This is a genomic window from Saccharolobus solfataricus (assembly GCF_900079115.1).
Taxonomy (GTDB): domain Archaea; phylum Thermoproteota; class Thermoprotei_A; order Sulfolobales; family Sulfolobaceae; genus Saccharolobus; species Saccharolobus solfataricus.
Window position 1 is genome coordinate 1,815,137 of record NZ_LT549890.1, and the last position, 17,615, is coordinate 1,832,751.

Below are 17,615 nucleotides of genomic sequence, written 5' to 3' on the forward strand. Positions count from 1 at the left end.
GGTGCTGTGATAGAGGTCTTCTTCCTCAACCTCTATCGCAATCTTGAAGTACTCTTAACGAGGATTGGGACAAGGGTAGGGTTAATTAACAAATTTCGCTTACTAGTTTTAGTTGTGAGTATAACAAATTTTATTGGAAAATTATACAATTATTTGTATAATACTTGTTAATATATATTATATAATCTTTTCTAGTTGAATATAATGAATAATTTTATAGCAAGAAATATTATATTCAAGATAATTTTTCAATTTTGCTCAAGCTTGATAACGTCACGTGAAAAAAATCGTAAAAAGCAACTAACGGTTGAAATAAAGAAGAACTGAGAAGTTAAACTCAATAGACAAGAATGTCGAATTTTTGTGAAAATCTTTATTAATGTCTACGGCTAATAGACACGTATGTCTACAGTGATAAGCGTGAGGATAAAGAAGGAGATAAAGGAGGAATTAGAAAAACATGGAGTAGACATTGATCAAGAGGTAAGAAAATTTTTAGAGGAACTTTACCTAAAGGTTAAGGCTAAAGAATACATAAATAAATGGATTGAAGACCTTAAGGACGTTAAACCTAGTGAGGAAGGGTTCTCATCAAATTCCGTGAGGGAAGATCGTGAGAGTCATTGACTCTTCTTCTTTAGTAAAATTTTTCTCTAAAGAGAAGGGTTGGGAAAAGGTTGTGGAAATTATATCTGAAGGAGTGATGACCTTGGACTTATCGATTAAGGAAGTTGCTAACTCCTTGTGGAAAAAGATCCTTTTAGGCGAAATGAAAGAGGACGTCGTAATTAAAATACTTTCTGACTTATTAAAAAGAGAGGCTCTATTGATTGTAAGCCAAGATGAATACTTGATTGAGGCATTTAAGATCGCTAATAGGAATAAAATAACTGTTTATGACTCCTTGTTCATCGCATTAGCTAAGTCGAATAACCTTGAGTTAGTAACGTCTGATAAAAAGCAGTACGAAGTTGCGATAAAAGAAGGAGTTAATACGCGATTAATATAAGGACTAAAAAAGGCAGTCCTTTTCCACTTACTTAGCTTGTTTAAGTTGAAATTATCGAGCACTTTATTTATGTCAATTTACCTCTTGTAGGCGAAATTATTACTAAGTCTTTAATGTTAAATTTCTCCTTAACTTTAGGCCACGCTTTAAATACTCCTCACCCTCAGCCATATACTTCTCAGCCAATTCAATTCTTAACTTAATGCTCTCTTTAGGGTCAATGCGGGACAAAGCTGAAAGTATTAACTCCTCGACGTCAATGCCTTTTTCCTCAGTCCTCTTTATTAACTCCTCCATAAGTTAAACTCTCCCAAAGAGATTAAAAACTGCAGAATATCAAATTTACAGAAGAAGGGAGTTCAAAGAGGCGGAAAGTCCCCTTATACTTAAATACTTCTTTTGCTGAAATTCTCTTAGTAACCTCTTAGTAACATTAAAGATGCTCTTTCCCAACTCTATGGGACTGTTGAAGGGTAATTAGAATCTCTTCCTATGGGAACTACTAATCTTAGCCAAAACCTTCTTAATTGACATACTAATAACTACTCTCGTCTAAGAAGAATACCAGTTTTACTTTCAATTCTTTTTAAGAGTCTTCCAATTTTCCCTTTCAGCTTGAACGTTTGTTGGTCTAGGAGTATTATACAGTACTATCGAGGAAGTTGGTTAATTATTCTCCTCCCTCACATAATGGTTTTTACGCTGTTGGTGAGACAAGGGTTAGGTTGGTTAATAATGTACTTTATTGGCAAAACGGGCGACAAGCCTCGCCCCTTCTAGGGGCAGGGTAAAAGTTTTTAAATTTTCAATTCGCTTTTTCCATCATATGTATACATATTTAATAAAAAATTAAAGAAAAATTATAATATTCCACACTTTTTATAATGAATTCCACGTTAGACTGAAAATTGCTATAATTTATTAAGATTAAATTAATAAAATTATTATTTATATTGAAAATTCATATAAGATATTTTATATTTACTAAAAGATTTTTATCATTTGTATTTTCTTATGCTAAAACTATCCCTTTAAAATCCAGTAAAAATACGATTATTAAGAATAGACGAAAATCTTGTAAATGATTACATTTCTCTTAAAGAAAATATAGGGAAAGAGTTCCCCCGTATACAATCGTTGTTTTCCTTATTCGCTAATTCGTTTTGGGCTAGGTTGTTATCCTAAATTCATTATCTTTATGAAGAATTCGTTAAAATCCCGGGAAAACCCGGGAATAGTAAAAAAGAGAACAAAAATAATAATAATACTAATGAAAGAAGGGAGAAGAAAAGATAAAATAGAGGGTTTAAAATCCTAAGATAATCTACTATAGAATTGAAAGATACTGCAAGCGAATTGGCGGAAAATTGGCAGCGACGTGGATAATCTACTATAGAATTGAAAGTTATCTAATTTTAATAATCAAGGAAATTCATTAACTCAAATAGATAATCTACTATAGAATTGAAAGCCCATTCATCTCTTTCTTTGCAGCTTTGTTCTAACATTAGATAATCTACTATAGAATTGAAAGTGGTAAATAGCTCTGTTAGGCCCAGTTATTCCATATTCTGAGATAATCTACTATAGAATTGAAAGATTTTCTAATATATCTAATTCACTCTGCGTATCATTATGGATAAGATAATCTACTATAGAATTGAAAGTTAGCCCAACAATTAACTAAAGATCCTGAAGCAGTCAAGATAATCTACTATAGAATTGAAAGAAATTTATCAAGTCGAAGATTGCACTAGAGTCAAAAGGTATCATTTCTTTCTTTCCTTCATTTCTTTAACTCTCCGACTACTTCATCAGTATTGATTTTTACTATCTCTTTAGATGCTAAATCCAATAATCTTCTTGCTTGCTCTTCTTCCTTCTTTCTAACTTCTTCTTCCAAATCCTTTCTTAAAACCTCACTTACATTAATCTTATATTCTTTTGCTTTTTCTAACATTTCTCTCCTAACCTTTGTCGAGGCAGCAACCCGTTCGCCTATAATGACCTTCTTGAATTATAAGGTAATAAATATTCTGTAGTAGAATGTTTTCTACCTTATGCTTTCTAGGCTTAAAATTTAAATTCTTTAGGATGATAGATATTAATTGTGGAATGATTTCGAGGCTTAGACTAACCATAAAAGAAACCTCATAATCTTTGTACATAACGTTTGTTAAACTGTATTTAGCCTTTACATTTCTAGGTTTTTCTGCATGAGTATCTTTAAAGAAGTAGTTTTGTATTATGCTAATAATTTTAAAGCAAATATAGAATAAGATAACTGCATAAGAACACTCTAAAATGCAGAGCCAACAGTATGTATTGCTATAGAGTAGCTTAATTAAAGACGTCTGCCTTTTCTAAGGGCGGGCACTGTGAGTCCTTATCGCTTATAATAAATTCCTTTATTGGCCAGTCTACATAAGAGTAATTTACGCATCTCTCGTCAGATTTAGAGTATTCGTTATGGGTTAGGAAGTAGACTACTATTGAATCTTCTAATGCTTGAAATCCATGGGCAAAACCCGGAGGTATCCATAGTATGTAGTGGTTCTCATCGTTAAGCTCAACTTTAACGTATTTCCCGAAAGTAGGGGATGATTTTCTTAGGTCTAAAGCAACATCCAATATTTTACCTTTAGGAACAAATACTAACTTACCTTGTTCCTTGGGAGTTATCTGATAGTGTAGACCTCTAACTACTCCTTTAAAAGAGAATGACATATTAGTTTGTACGATATTAGGAATTTCTGCTTTAGTGAAGTCTTCAGATTTAAATACTTCAAGAAAGAAGCCTCTTTTATCTGGGAAGACTTTCGGCTTTATGAGGACAATACCCATTCCTAAGTTTTCAAATTCAAACGGCATATGATTATATTATACACGATCTATAAAGAGCTATCTGAATGATTACGGGCTATCCATCCCTTAAGGAAGGAGGACTTTCATCCCCTTAACCTATACAGGTTTTATTAGTCGGGTAGAGTAATACTCTCCTCGACTGGGGAAACATGGTCGAGACACTATCTGAAGCAAAGTCTTCGGCTACGGGCGTGACTAACCCCTACCGTCGGACTGAACATTGTGATAAAATTCACGAATATAGGTGTGACAAAGGGGTAGGGGTAATAGGAATAGACGTATCAAAAGATTATTTAATAACTAGTAGGGGGAGGGTGAGAAAATACGAGAACAACAAAGAGGGATATGAAGAGATACTTGAAATGAAACCTTGTACAATAGTCCTAGAACCTATGGGAGTTTACGCAATAAGGCCTTCACAATACTTCAAGGAGAAAGGAATAAAAGTACTACAGGTTAGTCCAAACATGTTATCAAGAGAAAAGGAGTTTAGGGGAAAGAAAACAGATTTTTACGATGCTGAAAAAATAGAAAACATGGTTGATAAGGCAAAGGAGTACGAGTATAACCCCTTAAGAGAACTAGTAACACTTTACCTCTTCCTCAAGGACATAGAAGTAAAGTACAAGAACAGGTTAGAGAGAACACTATTCCTAGTAAGCGACAACAACAAGATAAGCAAGGAAAGGTTAGAAAAACTCGCAAAAGGAGATTTTACACAAGAAGAACTATACCAACTAGAATACACACCAATAGTAGTTGAAGAAATCAAAGTCCTAGCAAAAACACTCCTAGAAACGCAAGAGAAATTGAAAGAAGTTAGGAGGATGATCGAGGAACAAGTACCGGATAATCACGTTTTATTAACAATCCCGGGAATTGGGAGGCTTGCAGCTGGTATTATTATTGGTATTGTTGGTGATATTAGGCGTTTTCCTAAACCAGAATCATTTGTTGCCTATTGTGGTCTAGATCCCGTAGTGGAGAGGAGCGGGAAGGCTGTGGTAAGTAAGGGTATTTCGAAGAGGGGTAATAAGTACTTGCGTAGTTTGCTTTACTTCTTGGCAGGGAGGAATTATTCTAGGAATCCTAATTTGCTGAAGTTTTATGAGACACACAAGGATAGGCTTCACGGTAGGAAGTTGTATGCTGCTTTGGCTAGGAAGTTGGCAAGGGTTGTATGGAGTGTATGGTATAATAATAAGCCTTATGAGCCTAAATAGGTGAACCCTTCCCCTTAATCGCCACCTGGGTTGAAAGGACCCACGTGGCAATGTTAGCTAATACTATGCTTGAAGTTTGACCGAAAGGTTTATTACTGAACGCCTCTCGCTTGCATCTTCACAAGCGGTGTAGATGTAGTGTGAGGGTAAGTCCTTGTGCTTCTCCCTCTCAGTCTTGTAAACTCCAGATTTAATCCTAGTGAATGAGGTAGTCTTATTTACGAGTCCATAATTTATTGTGTCCTCTAGTATCTTTTTATACTCTTCTTCGACTTCCTTCAACTTCTGGTAGGTCTTATTGTCTACTTTAACCCTTAACTTCACTGTCCTCTCCACTTAACTCACCTATCAACTTTTTTACACCTTGAACGAGGACTGTCTTCTTATGACTCCTTATTCCGTAAATTTTCCCAGCGAATGATGTAATAATGGAAATCAAATCTTCCACAAGTTCTTGTGTAGCATCCTTAGGTTCTTCTCCGAGAACAACCTCAATCCTAACCCCCATCGTTGAGAAGAACTCCTCAAGGTACTCAAATCCAAAACGCGTTAGTCTATCTTTGTATGTTATGAGGATAATGTCGACGCTCCTTATATAAAACATATTAGTCAGATCTGTGTAATACAGATCTGACTGGGGTGTAGGCCGTGACGCTCCTTGGGCTTAAAGCCCGATGGGGAGCTTGGCCGCCTCCAATTCGGACCGGAAGTTGGGCAAAAAGCCCGAATAAAACATAAGGGTGAGTATACATGGAGGCCCCAGTTGCAGGAATAGATGTATCAAAAGATAAATTAATCGTGTATTTTCAAGGTAAACTCTACGAGTTTACTAATGATAGGCAGGGGTTTGAGGAGATAAGGAAGATCTTGCCTAGTGGTTGCAAAGTGGGTATTGAGAGTACTGGAGTTTACCACGTTAACCTAGCAAAGTACTTGAATAATGAGTATGATGTTAGGATTATTAATCCCTTTATACTCAAGAAGTTCAAGGGTTTTAGGGGTAAGAAGAGTGATAAGAATGATGCTAAAAAGCTAGCAGAAATAGTTGTAAGTATGGGTAGTGGGTTTGTAACAAGTGATGCTAGGGAGTTAACAAGCCAGTGGGATTTTGTTATTAGGAGTATTGCTAGGGTTAAGAATAGGTTGAGGAGGGATTTGGTACTTTTAGGCTATAGGGATAGTTTGTCTAAGAAAAACTTGGAGGAGGTTTTGAGGGGTGGTGGGGATAGTGTTGTCTTGTCTGAGGTTAGGTTTCTTTTGGAGGAGCTTGAGAGGCTTGAGGGTAGGAAGAGGGAGATTGAGAAGGAGCTTGAGGATTTTGTTCCCAAGGATAGTTTGATTTTCACCATTCCCGGTATTGGTAAAACCTTGGGTTGTATTATTTTGGCTAGGGTTGGTGATGTTAGGCGCTTTAGTGATAAGAAGAGGTTTGTTGCTTATTGTGGTCTCGACCCAGTTGTTGAGTCTAGTGGTAAGAGTGTTGTCTCAAGGGGTATATCCAAGAGGGGTGATGCTGTTTTTGAGGAGGGCTTTTTACTTGGCAGCTTTGACTGCTATTAAGGTTAATCTTATTATCAAGCGTTTTTATGAGGAGCACAAGGGTAGGCTTAGGGGTAAGAAGTTGATTGTTGCGTGTGCTAGAAAGTTGGCTGTTATTACTTGGGCTGTGCTGTATTATAATAAGCCCTTTGATGCTAGTGAGTAAAGCAGGTTTCATTGCGTAAGTAGTGTGAATTATGCTCGATTTTCAAGGAAAAGTTTTTATACCGGAAGCTTCCCTCAACCAGTTTGAAGAGCTTCAGCAATCCTTTCCTTTGCGTGTTCAATCCGCTTGCAATATCTTTTAGTACTTCAACTACCTTGTAACCCTTTGCCGTTGCGTAATTCGTGAGATAGTTTATTTGTCTCTCCAAGTCCTCTTTCTGGTCTGCTGATGAAACTCTTGCGTAAATTACTGCTCTTGGTTCTTCCCTCCTCTCTAAGTACTTCTTAATCTCGCTGTAAGGTATCCTGTACTTCCCTCCTTCAGTTGTTACTACCCTTATTTTCCCTTCTCTAATCCACCGTAGGAGTGTTGAGTATGAAATGCCGAGAAGTTGGCAAGCCTCCTTAGGTCTCAGTAGTCTTTCCACAAAATTGGTTGATAATAAATGAATATAAAAAGATTTCTATTAACACGAAAAAGGATTCAGCCCCAGTTAGGTCTGTATTACTCAGACTTAACTAATATGTTTTATATAAGGAAGTCAGACTCAAGGGTGCGTAAATTAAACATTAGATATTTTAACTAGTTTAACTCTATGAAAGTGCTTATAAAAGATGTTGATGAAAAGCTTTACAGAATGTTAAAGGCTAAAGCGTCAATTGAAGGTATTTCCGTAAGTGAGGCAATAAATGAGGCAATAAAACTTTGGTTAATAAATAAAGATTTAGACAGAATTATGGTAATAAAGAGTAAGGACTTTTGGGACGCTGTAAATGAGGGGAAGTATGCGTTATTCTGTGATGGTAATTTTATAGGCAGCTTTGAAAACGAGGATGAAATGATAAAGGAGGCTAGGAAATACAATAAGTGTTACGCTCTAAGCAAAAAGTGGCTAATTGGAGAGGGTGAACTCACTGGAGTGTTTTGATATAAATGAAAAGCCTATACTGCACGTAAAAGTATCTGACCCTAAGAATGAAAATTCTGCTGAGATAGATGTACTAGTTAACACTGGATTTTCTGGTTGGTTACTCCTCAACTACGAAATTTATACGAAACTTAACTATATGGAGATTCCTATTACTAGGAAATACAGAAGCATTTTAGGTAATATTGAAGTTTACATGGCCAAAGCTAGTATTTCTATCAATCGTTTAAATATAGATGCATTTATTGAGTCCTCTCCTTATGTAGAAATGAACCTACTAGGGAGAGAAATATTAAAGAAACTAAATATATGCTTCTATAGAATGAATAAAATATGCATCTACTCTGATGTAGTTTAACACTCGCAGAGACTAAATTTTCCTTACAAATTTAGAAGAGAGGAAAAAAGAAGAATATAGTTCTTGATTATAATAGACCTCTGGCCTTCATTGCCTTTACTACTCTATCCACAGCTAAAGCCATTGCCACAGTCCTCAAATCTTGATCAGCAAACTTCCTCTTATGAAAATCGTATAAAGTGTTAAAAGCGTTAGTCATTCTATCAATAATAAGTTTCTTAGCCTCCTCATCACTAATTATCCCACCAGACTTATTGTTAGCCCACTCCACGTAACTTCCAACGACTCCACCAGCATTAGCCAAAATGTCTGGTATAACAACTATACCACTTTGTTTTATTACATCGTCTGCATCTGCAGTCAATGGACCATTTGCACCTTCAACAATAAGCTTAGCCTTAACCTTGGGTGCATTAAATTTATTTATGACATTTTCCACTGCGGCTGGAATTAATATATCACAATCACTTATTAGCAACTCTTCATTTGTAACCTTTTTACCCTCTGGATAATTCACAACACTACCCGTTCTCTGAACAACTTCCAACGCCTTATTAACGTCTATTCCATTCTCATTAATTACCCCTCCCCCAATATCACTAACTCCAATTATTTTAGCCCCCATTTCGCTCAAGAATTTAGCGGTAAAAGAACCAACGTTTCCGAACCCTTGAATTATAACCCTTGATCCTTCAATTCCTCCTATGAACTTATTAGCAGCCTCTCTAGCAATTGTTGCTACACCTAACCCTGTACTGTATAATCTAACACCTATCCCTCCTAGTTCATAAGGCTTACCGGTAAACACTGCGAAATCAACTTCACCAGTTATCTTTATGTATTCGTCTAGGAACCAAGCCATAGTTTGAGGATTAGTATTAATGTCAGGCGCTGGGATGTCCACATTACTACCCAAATAGTTGTGAATTAATTGAATGTATTTTCTAGACAGATCCTCCAATTCCTTTAATGTTAGCTTCTTAGGATCTACTCTTATCCCACCCTTTCCTCCACCATAGGGTAATAATAACAAGGAATTCTTCCACGTCATAATCATTGATAATGCTATTACTTCTTCTTGTGTAACATTGGGACTGTATCTAACTCCTCCCTTATATGGGCCTAAGGCCGAATTGTGTTGACTTCTCCAACCCACAAACGTCCTTAACTTACCATCAGAACCCCTAATTTGTATCTTAACTTGTATAACCCTTTCCGGCTGGGAAAGGGCTTCTAGAGTATCAATATCTAAACCCAACAATTCTCCAACTTTATACAACTTCTTAACTTGTTGGACGAACAAATTCGAGGTAAGGAGTTCTTCCATCGCTTTAATCAAATACTTTAAGAATAAAAAATTATTCCAACTCAATTTTGAAAATTTTTAATATACAGTTCTCCTAAAGTGAGAAAGACAAATTGATATTAGAGGTCTTCTCAAAGTGCAGAAACTAAATATAAGGTTTTTAGCGACTCTTGAATACTTTTAAGTATACTTGAGGTAACAAGGACTTTCCTATAAGCACTTTTTTCGATCAAAAAGTTTAAATATTTACTCTACCAAAGTAAAGTTGAGTGAAGAAAAAATGAGTGAAGAAAGTCCATTTGATAAGATTATGCATATGCCTCTTGATAAAGTAAGAGAAATACTTAATAGAACAAACCTGGAGAGGCAAGTATTTAATGAAATTGTCGGAGATAACTGGAAGGTAAAAATCATAGAAACAAAAGTGAATAAAAATAATTATGAAACTATATATAGATTATATGGTATTTATCTCGGAGATAAATCCGTAGCAGTAAGTGTTACAAGTGACGGAAAACTTAGACATATAATATTAAATGACGTAAAAGTAGTTAGTGAAACAGACCAGACTGTAAAGAAGAAAAATACCATGCTATTACTGGACTATGAAAATCAGAGGGCGATATTTACTGAAGGTGAAATGGAACTATGGAAAGGTAAAATTGGTTTTGACGCAATTAAGTCAATTAATATCCTAAAGAACGAATCAAGGGACTTTCAATGAATATAAGTAGTCAGAATAAAATTTATACTGTGAAGAGAAATTTAATACTTGAATATTGCAAGACTCCTAAATCCTTCACGGAACTAAGGGATCTAACTGGGATGTCTGATGCGGGTCTATCTAAGGCACTAAACGACCTTATAAAGAAAGGGTACTTGCAGAAGACTTCGGATGGAAAATATGTGATAACCGATAAGGTAATGCAAAGCTATAAGGAGAGAATTGTTAATAGGATTTGGTTTAAATATCAAGGAATCTCAGATGAGAAAATTGAAAAAATAGCTGATCTTTTGAAGGACGAGGGAGAATTTTATATTCTAGCTTCTAAAGGCAAGGATAAGACAGACGACTTAACGCTTCTGCTACAATATCTATTTCTACTTACATACGAAATTGAGGGGTCAAAGGAGCTGAAAGTCACGCAATAGAATAGATAGCCAATTTTGTAAATTAACATACAATATAGCTATTAACCTAAAAATTCGTCACTTAGCTGATCTTCATAAAGAGAAGTCTTACACTGATATTCGTATATGTGTTTGAGATATAGAAATAAATAATATGATTATAAAATTAACTTTGACTCTTCCTCCAAGCACTATGGACGATTCGTTTTATTCTTTATGACAGAAAAAGATTAGATACTAAAGAGTTTGGACTTTATTTCGTGCTTAGCATTAGTTACTGTACTAAAATATAGATATCTTATTAAATTTCGATTAAGAACTGCCTTTATAGAATCTTAATAAGATGTAATTATAAAAACTTTTATAAAAAGATTATAATTCCTTTAATACTTCGGCCAAGCTTATTTCTTGATGAGATGTTATGACAATGCTATAATTATCTTGTTTATTTATCCCTATCATTACGAATAGGCTCCTATTGTAATAAGTTGCATTTATTGAATAGACTACAACAGTAGCATTCTTAAAAACGACTTTCCCGGCTACAGTAAAGTTACCTATGGTTATGTTAAAGTACTTTAAAAGTTTGGTCACACTACTAAAGTTACCGGTACTCTTCAATATTAGTTGGCTATTTGACGAGAATAATTGAAAACTACCATAAGTTGTATTGCCATATGCTATTACATTAATAGATGGTTGAGATGCAAAGATTTTCTGTGAGGTGTAAAGGTACTTTAGGAGAAAGAAAGTAGTGTTAAAACTTGCGTTATCCTTGACAATATAAAAGTAATGTCCATCAAATCCAAAAGCACTAGTGTTTTTATAATCATAAAGTAAGGTATTATATTGGCCGTATACAAAGCCGTGTTTCACTAAAGTTTTATTTATTATTGTGAAGGCAAATGATGACAAGGGACTAGAAGCCTTAAAATAGCCTATTATTGCGAAGGTGTTATTGAACGATATGAAATTTATTGTACCATTACCAATTATTTGAGATGCTAGTGATAATGCTAGTGTTGCATTAGTATTATTAACATAGTATGAGATGAAATTGGTTATGGGTGAAATATTATACGTATGTATTTCATCTAATGTGGAATAGTGGAATGTATCGGTTGTAGAACCACTCTCTTGAGTAGTTGGGTGTGTGCTGGCCAAGACGACGATAAACGCAGATATCAAAACAATAATTGTTAAAATAATGGGTTTTTTTGCATTCATACACTATAATCTTTTGGTTAACAAATAAACTTTTTGCAAACCCGTGCTTTGTTGAATACTTCAATTTTCTAAGATGTTAAGCTCATTAAGTTTTCTTAAATTCGAAATCAGGCGTTGATTTAAAAGTAAGTTCCACGTTAACTCAGATAAAAATTAAGTAACCCACAAAGCAGCAAACCCGCTATTATACACGCTTTTAAACAGGAATATAAATTATTATACAGTAAAATGATCGTTGTAAGCAGTATTGTCAAGAAATACGGCAATAAAATAGCATTGGATAACATCTCATTAGAGGTTAAGAAAGGGGAATTCGTCTCACTTATAGGCCCTAACGGTGCGGGAAAAACTACACTTATCCGAATCCTACTAACTCTAATGAAGCCAGATAAGGGGGAAGTGCAAATACTAGGAGAAAATCCTTTTAGAAACAAGAGAATCTTTAAGGCGATTGGCTACGTTCAAGAGATCCCCAATTACCCACCATTTCTTACTGGAAGGCAAGTGTTAGAACTTTCAGCTAAGATAAGAGGAGTAGATAAAAGTGAGGTGAAGAGGGTTTTAGAATTTGTTGAAATGGAGAACTACGCTAACAGTCCCATAATTAAATACAGTAAGGGAATGGTTCAGAGAATAGCAATAGCCGAATCCTTACTTGGGAATCCATCTATTCTAATAATGGATGAGCCGAACATGGGAATTGACCCTATTTTTTCTTTGAAGACAAGAGAGTTACTAAATAAGTTGAAGAGAAAAGATAACGTATCGATTTTGATGACATCCCACGAATTAGAGGATGTAAAGAAGTTATCTGATAGAATATTCATGATATATAAGGGGAAGATAGTTTTTAGCGGTACCGTTGAGGATATGATTAAGGAGTTTTTAGGTATACAAGTAATAGTTGAAACTGATGAAATTGAAAATGCTGAAGAGGCACTAAAGGGGATAGAGTATGTTAAAGGGGTATTCAACGATGGGAATAGGTTAATAGTTAAACTTAACGAGGATAGAAGAGAAGATCTGTTAAGGGATTTGGTTACAAGTGGTGTTAAGGTAAAGGGTTTCTATATTGACCTAAACTTGGAAGAGGCTTACATGAGGGCGTTGAGGAATGTTTGAGATAATGCTTTACGAATGGAGAAGGGCAATAGCTAGGAAGAAGGTTATAGTACTATCTATAATAACGTTTATATTTGAGCTTGGGATTTATTTAGCAATATACTTAGCACCTTCACACTCACTTAAGACCTTAATAATCCCTCTCTCTCCCTATTTATGGGCTCTTGGAGTATTATTACCACAAGTGCTCCTAATACACTTCTTAGCAATATCAATAGCTTCTGGATCGATGGCAGAGGAATATGAACAAGGAACAGTGGATTATTTCATATCAAAACCAATAACGAGGTTGAGGTTTGTTATGGAGAAGTGGCTTGGTTCATTCTCCTTACTTTTAATCATTTACCTATTCATGGTAGTGCTTGCCTTAATCCTTTCATCTCTTCTCTTTGGAGTACAAAGTGAGTTAATACTATTACCTGAGCTTTTCTTTTCGATAATATTCTCAACACTAGTTTTCCTCAACATTGCATTTGCAATAGGTGAAATACTAAGGAGGAGCAATCTATCCTTTACAATTAGTGGATTTATCTTAATAGCCTCAATAATAGTATCTGACGTACTTGTCTTCGTGTCTGTAATAACGCACAACAGCAACTATGAAACGATTTCTGAGTACTTACCAACCTGGGGTTCCACGGAGTTACCATTTATGCTATTACACAACTCTCCATTTTCAGCAATAGCTAGAGGACTGAACATTTTACCTTCCATAAGCAATAATGTGAGTTTAGCAATTGTGTCGATTGTTGTGTACTCCCTTATTCCCTTAGTTTTATCGATAATAAATTTTCTGGGAAGAGACATATCGAAGAAGGTAAGTTAGTAAGGTACTTTTTATATCATGAAAAACAATAATTTCTTGACCTCGGGGTTTGGGCTTCATAGGATTTCATAATATTTAATATCAATCCTCAGCCCTTGGGCTTCACCAAAGTCACGGGGCATTGCCCCACTCATACCCCTCCGCCCCTTTAGCGGGATAACCCCAACCCAACGGACTATCCGTTGGGGAAATCCGTACATCTTTGATTTTTATTGTCACACCTCGTCGTGACGTTGTCCAAGATGATAAAAATGGGAAATTGATGAGTAATATTAATAAGAAATTGGGATGAGATAATATTATGAAGACACTTTCAACTGAGAAAGACCTTTTGCTCAAGGTCGATAAAGTATTTCCATGGGAAACGTTTAGGGGTAAACTTGAGTCACTTTACTCCAAGAAACCCAAGTGGGACGTTATATTACTCCTCAAAGTCCTATTAATCAAGTTCGTCTACGAAATCTCTTGGTTAGAGGGAGAAATTAGGGATAGCAAAATGTTTATGAAATTCTTAGGTGGGAAAGTCCACCAAAGAGCACAATATTCTTCTTCTACAAGAAACAGTTGTTGATGAGGGGGAGAGAATGTGGACAATTCTAATGACTCAACAAGGCCTTAGACAAGGTGATTAACGAGTATAGGGAGAAGGGTTTCGAACTTGAGGTAGGAAGAGAAAAAACGACAAATTCGAGAACTATTACATAATTGATACATTCTTCCGCGAGGGAAAGAGGAGTTTTCAAACCGGTCTAGAGAAGATCTCACTTGACCTTGATGAGATGAAATTTAACGACGATTTTCTCCTCATGAGTTATACTGTTTCTAAGCTCAAGTACTTTACAAGCTTTAGTATAAGGGTGGTTGGGGTAGGAAGCATGGTAAGTCATACTTTGGTTTTAAGGTTTGTTAAGATGAGTACTAATCTTGTTAGGAATTTTAAGGTTGGCTAATTTGAGTGATTTGGCCTTTTCCTTTGATGGTTTTAAGCTCTTGGCTGATAGGGCTTCTAGGAAGAACATCTTGGTTAAGGGCGTTAGTTCTGCTAGGCTTCCGGTTGAGGGTAGTGGGATCAAGATTAGGGAAGGTAAGGCTTCAGCAACGACTTTGAGGGGTCCAATAGAGTCTTCTTATAGGAACATTAAGGCTTTTCTTCCATTTACTGGTTCTACTAAGTTTGTTTTCCGCACGTTGATCTTCGTGCTGGCCCTTGTACTCTACTCCTTATATACCATATTCAAGGGGGAGGTGGGGAGAGAGGAGTTTAGATTATTATTAATTCTTTTATTTCCTGATTTATTCAATCCAGAGAATTTTACATTTAATGTAATTGAAACACTTATTTACACTATAGATTTATTTTTAAGGAGGTGATTTTGGGTCTACCGGTGACGGTAGACCCAAAATCATTTTACAAAAAATAATTTTGGTTGGGTAATATCAGATTCTGAAAAATAATAGAATTTATAGCTTTGACAAGAACGCAATTAATTGAAGAAAGATTTAAGGTGAGGAAGCCGGTATTATCACGTGGTGAAGACAAGGTGATAACACCTGGTCTTCCTCACCAAAATAATCTACAACAAGTAGGGTATAAATTACTTTCCATGTTGAGCTTCAAGGGAAGAAAGGCGGAGGAGGTATCGAGAGTTCTGGTCTCCGCGTGCTTGTGGAACGACTCCGTGGAAAGCAAGTCCAAAGGGTATAACGTGTCACCACAGACCGTGAGGAACTACGTGGAGGAGCAGGGAACTGAGGTGATCGAGAAGCTATTAGAGTCCATGAGGAGGATTTCCATGGAGATACTCAAGGGAGTGAAGGAAGTCGACATCTCCATAGACTGGACAACCAAGACGTGGTATGGTAAGCCGGTGGAGGGACTGGGTAGTTCAGCCAAGGGGAACTCGTGGAACTACGCTACCGCGACCACGAAGTATCAGAATATGGTGCTCCTCCTAGCTTTCGTTCCCCAAGTTAACGGGATGAGCAAGGATGAGATCGTGAAGCTTCTCATGGAGCAAATTGTGGGAATGGGCTTCAAGGTGGGGCTCGTAACCTTGGACGCGGGATTCTACACCGTGGAAGTCCTCAAGTTCATATCGCAGTTCAAGTTCGTGATAGGAGTCCCTGTGGGGGACGTGAAGATCTACGAGGAGTTCGACGGAGAGTACACGACAAACAGTAAGAGGCATAAGAAGGAAGAGCAGGTCAAGTTCAGACTCCTGGTGTATGGTAAGGAAATCGTTAAGAAGAGGAAGAAGACCGTGGTGTACTTCGCGAGGGCGACCAACCTCGACCTACCCAAGAGGGAAGTGCTGAAGTTGTACAACAAGGTTAGGAGTCCCATTGAGACGTCTTACAGGAACATCAAGGCCTTCCTTCCCTTCACGAGCTCCACCAAGTTCATCTTCCGCGAGTTGATCTTCGTGCTGGCCATGATCTTCTACTCGCTTTACACCGTGTTTAAGAACGTCATGACAAGAGAGGAGTTTAGATTGCTGCTCATCCTCTGCTTTCTAGACGATTTATCTGATCTAAAGGATTTTATATTTAATCTTGAGGAAACACTTATTAATACTATAGATTTATTTTTATGGAGGTGATTTTGGGTCTACCGGTGAGGGCGGGGTAGTTCACATTTTTAGTATGAGCAACTAACTATTAGTCTAGCCTTACAATGATCAGTAAATTTAATAAATACGGTGCCGTAATTTATACGGTGCCGTATAATTGCTATTTAACACGAGACCCAAGGAAGATAGGAAAGACCTATACGATAGGGAGAAGGAAATTGAAATGATTAAGGATAGCATTGCAAGAGGTGAATGGATTGCCGTATTGGGCATGAGAAGGATAGGAAAGACAAGCGTTGTTAACGTTGCAGTAAAGGAAATTGGGGCAATAAAAGTCTCTATTAATCTTATGAGAATACACGATTCAAGAAAGAAGCAGTACCCAAAACACGTTTTAATAAGTTTGCTAATTGAGGAGATAAATGAGGCTATAAAGAACTACACAATTTTAGGCAAGGTTGCAAAATTACTTTCAAATATTTTAGGCGTTGAGGAAATACAAACTAATAAAGTTAGGGCTAAGTTAACGAAGATTAGGGGTACAGACATAACTTACATTATAAGAGAAATGGACTCAATTGCTAGGGATAATAAGAAACAACTTGTGATAATTTTAGATGAAGCTCAAGAGTTAGCAAAGGTGAATGGCCTAGACTTTCCCTCAATTTTTCACGACGTATATGACAATTGCAAAAACACTGTGATAATTTTTACGGGAAGTATGGTCAAGTTAATCGAAAAGACGCTGAAAAACATTGAATACACAGAACCATTCTTTGGGAGATACATTAGAAAGATTACACTAGGGAGATTTTTACCGGAACAAAGTAGAGAATTTCTAGAAAAGGGATTTGAAGAGGAGGGGATAAAAGTGGACGAAAGCGTTATTGACGAGGCAGTAAAGAGGCTAGATGGAATTCCAGGTTGGCTAACACTATTCGGTTCAGAATATACCTTTAGCGCTAAAATGGGTACTAAGCCTAGGATTGATGAAATTATAGAGAAGGCTATAAACGAAGTGAGAAATGAGGCTAGGAATTTCATATTTTCAACGCAATCTCCCTTAAGGTATTCAGCAGTGATTTTAGCGCTAGATAGATTAGGGGGTAAAGGTGAACTCCACGAAATTGTTAAAGTCTCAAGCACAATTTTAAACGAGAACATACCGGAACCTAGAGTCTACGAGATTCTCAACAGATTGGTTGAATTCGATTTCATAGAGAGAAGGGAAGATAATGAATATTACTTACACCAAGATGAACCAAATAGAAAAGGCTTAATTTTAGCAGCTAAAGACTCTCCGGCATCTTATAGTATATAATAATCTTTATAGCTTAGTTATATG

The 17,615-nt window shown here is 36.3% G+C and carries 17 protein-coding genes, 6 pseudogenes and 1 CRISPR repeat array; of the genes and pseudogenes, 14 read left to right on the top strand and 9 right to left on the bottom strand.

Going from position 1 to position 17,615, the window contains the following annotated elements; translation table 11 throughout:
- Positions 1–402: 402 nt before the first annotated feature.
- Both vapB and SSOP1_RS09760 read left to right on the top strand, forming a co-directional pair.
- Positions 403–627 (top strand): type II toxin-antitoxin system VapB family antitoxin, encoded by a 225-nt coding sequence (vapB, locus tag SSOP1_RS09755; protein ID WP_009988442.1) that lies wholly within the window; start codon positions 403–405, stop codon positions 625–627.
- Complete coding sequence (locus SSOP1_RS09760) at positions 614–1,009, top strand: type II toxin-antitoxin system VapC family toxin (RefSeq protein ID WP_009988444.1); 396 nt, start codon at positions 614–616, stop codon at positions 1,007–1,009. Before vapB ends, SSOP1_RS09760 begins: the two co-directional genes overlap by 14 nt.
- Positions 1,010–1,111: 102 nt before the next feature.
- Here the strand turns inward: SSOP1_RS09760 and SSOP1_RS09765 are convergent, their stop codons facing one another.
- The 3 genes from SSOP1_RS09765 to rfbC all read right to left on the bottom strand — a co-directional run bounded on the left by SSOP1_RS09765 (position 1,112) and on the right by rfbC (position 3,880).
- Entirely contained in the window at positions 1,112–1,306 is a 195-nt protein-coding gene (locus SSOP1_RS09765) for a hypothetical protein (RefSeq protein WP_009988445.1), read from the bottom strand.
- Positions 1,307–2,327: 1,021 nt separating this feature from the next.
- Positions 2,328–2,738: direct repeats of the CRISPR family, unit length 24 nt; unit sequence GATAATCTACTATAGAATTGAAAG.
- 57 nt (positions 2,739–2,795) lie between these two features.
- Positions 2,796–2,969, bottom strand: a complete 174-nt coding sequence (locus tag SSOP1_RS16545) for a type II toxin-antitoxin system CcdA family antitoxin (protein ID WP_009988449.1) — start codon at positions 2,967–2,969, stop codon at positions 2,796–2,798.
- Positions 2,970–3,349: 380 nt separating this feature from the next.
- Positions 3,350–3,880: a dTDP-4-dehydrorhamnose 3,5-epimerase gene (gene rfbC, locus SSOP1_RS09770; protein ID WP_009988450.1), complete on the bottom strand. Its 531-nt coding sequence runs from the start codon at positions 3,878–3,880 to the stop codon at positions 3,350–3,352.
- A gap of 143 nt (positions 3,881–4,023) precedes the next feature.
- Here rfbC and SSOP1_RS09775 point away from each other — a divergent pair, with 143 nt between their 5' ends.
- Positions 4,024–5,097, top strand: coding sequence for an IS110-like element ISC1229 family transposase (locus SSOP1_RS09775; RefSeq protein ID WP_009988451.1), 1,074 nt, complete (start codon positions 4,024–4,026; stop codon positions 5,095–5,097).
- A gap of 102 nt (positions 5,098–5,199) precedes the next feature.
- On the opposite strand, the pseudogene SSOP1_RS09780 reads toward SSOP1_RS09775, so the two are convergent.
- A pseudogene (locus tag SSOP1_RS09780) lies at positions 5,200–5,433 on the bottom strand (hypothetical protein); the annotation flags it as partial.
- Positions 5,405–5,689 (bottom strand): annotated as a pseudogene (locus SSOP1_RS09785) (recombinase family protein); the annotation flags it as partial. The pseudogenes SSOP1_RS09785 and SSOP1_RS09780, both read right to left, overlap by 29 nt.
- 158 nt (positions 5,690–5,847) lie before the next feature.
- Between SSOP1_RS09785 and SSOP1_RS09790 the strand changes: the two are divergent.
- Positions 5,848–6,802, top strand: a pseudogene (locus SSOP1_RS09790) (IS110 family RNA-guided transposase).
- 70 nt (positions 6,803–6,872) lie between these two features.
- Here the strand turns inward: SSOP1_RS09790 and SSOP1_RS09795 are convergent.
- Positions 6,873–7,229: pseudogene (locus SSOP1_RS09795) on the bottom strand (IS607 family transposase); the annotation flags it as partial.
- Between the two features lie 168 nt (positions 7,230–7,397).
- Here SSOP1_RS09795 and SSOP1_RS09800 point away from each other — a divergent pair.
- Positions 7,398–7,730 carry a hypothetical protein gene (locus tag SSOP1_RS09800; protein WP_010923658.1) on the top strand — a complete coding sequence of 111 codons (333 nt, stop codon included), beginning with the start codon at positions 7,398–7,400 and terminating at the stop codon, positions 7,728–7,730.
- The gene (locus SSOP1_RS09805) at positions 7,708–8,088 is read left to right on the top strand and encodes a clan AA aspartic protease (RefSeq protein ID WP_009992182.1); all 381 of its coding nucleotides are present in this window, start codon (positions 7,708–7,710) and stop codon (positions 8,086–8,088) included. Before SSOP1_RS09800 ends, SSOP1_RS09805 begins: the two co-directional genes overlap by 23 nt.
- 67 nt (positions 8,089–8,155) lie before the next feature.
- Here SSOP1_RS09805 and SSOP1_RS09810 read toward each other — a convergent pair whose 3' ends face one another.
- Positions 8,156–9,415 carry a Glu/Leu/Phe/Val family dehydrogenase gene (locus SSOP1_RS09810; protein WP_009992183.1) on the bottom strand — a complete coding sequence of 420 codons (1,260 nt, stop codon included), beginning with the start codon at positions 9,413–9,415 and terminating at the stop codon, positions 8,156–8,158.
- Between the two features lie 259 nt (positions 9,416–9,674).
- On the opposite strand from SSOP1_RS09810, the gene SSOP1_RS09815 reads away from it, so the two are divergent.
- A complete protein-coding gene (locus SSOP1_RS09815; RefSeq protein WP_048054356.1) occupies positions 9,675–10,118 on the top strand; it encodes a hypothetical protein in 444 nt (147 codons plus the stop codon).
- Positions 10,115–10,546, top strand: coding sequence for a MarR family transcriptional regulator (locus tag SSOP1_RS09820; protein ID WP_009992186.1), 432 nt, complete (start codon positions 10,115–10,117; stop codon positions 10,544–10,546). The genes SSOP1_RS09815 and SSOP1_RS09820 overlap by 4 nt, the downstream gene beginning before the upstream one ends.
- Positions 10,547–10,897: 351 nt before the next feature.
- Here the strand turns inward: SSOP1_RS09820 and SSOP1_RS09825 are convergent, their stop codons facing one another.
- Positions 10,898–11,752, bottom strand: coding sequence for a hypothetical protein (locus tag SSOP1_RS09825; protein WP_009992187.1), 855 nt, complete (start codon positions 11,750–11,752; stop codon positions 10,898–10,900).
- A gap of 228 nt (positions 11,753–11,980) precedes the next feature.
- Between SSOP1_RS09825 and SSOP1_RS09830 the strand changes: the two genes are divergently transcribed.
- Together SSOP1_RS09830 and SSOP1_RS09835 are read left to right on the top strand one after the other, a co-directional pair.
- Positions 11,981–12,874 (top strand): ABC transporter ATP-binding protein, encoded by an 894-nt coding sequence (locus SSOP1_RS09830; RefSeq protein ID WP_010923662.1) that lies wholly within the window; start codon positions 11,981–11,983, stop codon positions 12,872–12,874.
- Positions 12,867–13,700, top strand: coding sequence for an ABC transporter permease (locus tag SSOP1_RS09835; protein ID WP_009992190.1), 834 nt, complete (start codon positions 12,867–12,869; stop codon positions 13,698–13,700). The genes SSOP1_RS09830 and SSOP1_RS09835 overlap by 8 nt, the downstream gene beginning before the upstream one ends.
- 56 nt (positions 13,701–13,756) lie before the next feature.
- Here the strand turns inward: SSOP1_RS09835 and SSOP1_RS17705 are convergent.
- Positions 13,757–13,903, bottom strand: a pseudogene (locus SSOP1_RS17705) (RNA-guided endonuclease TnpB family protein); the annotation flags it as partial.
- A gap of 98 nt (positions 13,904–14,001) precedes the next feature.
- Here SSOP1_RS17705 and SSOP1_RS17710 point away from each other — a divergent pair.
- The 4 genes and pseudogenes from SSOP1_RS17710 (at position 14,002) to SSOP1_RS09855 (ending at position 17,591) form a co-directional block, all read left to right on the top strand.
- A complete protein-coding gene (locus tag SSOP1_RS17710) occupies positions 14,002–14,271 on the top strand; it encodes a transposase (RefSeq protein ID WP_158011705.1) in 270 nt (89 codons plus the stop codon).
- Positions 14,272–14,804: 533 nt separating this feature from the next.
- Positions 14,805–15,071: pseudogene (locus SSOP1_RS17475) on the top strand (IS4 family transposase); the annotation flags it as partial.
- 170 nt (positions 15,072–15,241) lie between these two features.
- On the top strand, positions 15,242–16,300 hold the full coding sequence (locus SSOP1_RS09850; protein ID WP_164497324.1) for an ISH3 family transposase: 1,059 nt from the start codon (positions 15,242–15,244) through the stop codon (positions 16,298–16,300).
- 127 nt (positions 16,301–16,427) lie between these two features.
- A complete protein-coding gene (locus SSOP1_RS09855; protein WP_009992596.1) occupies positions 16,428–17,591 on the top strand; it encodes an AAA family ATPase in 1,164 nt (387 codons plus the stop codon).
- The last annotated feature ends 24 nt before the right edge of the window (positions 17,592–17,615 follow it).

Coding starts and splice junctions, on each gene's coding strand:
- vapB (WP_009988442.1), top strand. CDS start 403: ATGTCTACAGTGATAAGCGTGAGGATAAAGAAGGAGATAAAGGAGGAA.
- SSOP1_RS09765 (WP_009988445.1), bottom strand. CDS start 1,306: ATGGAGGAGTTAATAAAGAGGACTGAGGAAAAAGGCATTGACGTCGAG.
- SSOP1_RS16545 (WP_009988449.1), bottom strand. CDS start 2,969: ATGTTAGAAAAAGCAAAAGAATATAAGATTAATGTAAGTGAGGTTTTA.
- rfbC (WP_009988450.1), bottom strand. CDS start 3,880: ATGCCGTTTGAATTTGAAAACTTAGGAATGGGTATTGTCCTCATAAAG.
- SSOP1_RS09775 (WP_009988451.1), top strand. CDS start 4,024: ATGGTCGAGACACTATCTGAAGCAAAGTCTTCGGCTACGGGCGTGACT.
- SSOP1_RS09800 (WP_010923658.1), top strand. CDS start 7,398: ATGAAAGTGCTTATAAAAGATGTTGATGAAAAGCTTTACAGAATGTTA.
- SSOP1_RS09810 (WP_009992183.1), bottom strand. CDS start 9,415: ATGGAAGAACTCCTTACCTCGAATTTGTTCGTCCAACAAGTTAAGAAG.
- SSOP1_RS09815 (WP_048054356.1), top strand. CDS start 9,675: ATGAGTGAAGAAAGTCCATTTGATAAGATTATGCATATGCCTCTTGAT.
- SSOP1_RS09820 (WP_009992186.1), top strand. CDS start 10,115: ATGAATATAAGTAGTCAGAATAAAATTTATACTGTGAAGAGAAATTTA.
- SSOP1_RS09825 (WP_009992187.1), bottom strand. CDS start 11,752: ATGAATGCAAAAAAACCCATTATTTTAACAATTATTGTTTTGATATCT.
- SSOP1_RS09830 (WP_010923662.1), top strand. CDS start 11,981: ATGATCGTTGTAAGCAGTATTGTCAAGAAATACGGCAATAAAATAGCA.
- SSOP1_RS09835 (WP_009992190.1), top strand. CDS start 12,867: ATGTTTGAGATAATGCTTTACGAATGGAGAAGGGCAATAGCTAGGAAG.
- SSOP1_RS17710 (WP_158011705.1), top strand. CDS start 14,002: ATGAAGACACTTTCAACTGAGAAAGACCTTTTGCTCAAGGTCGATAAA.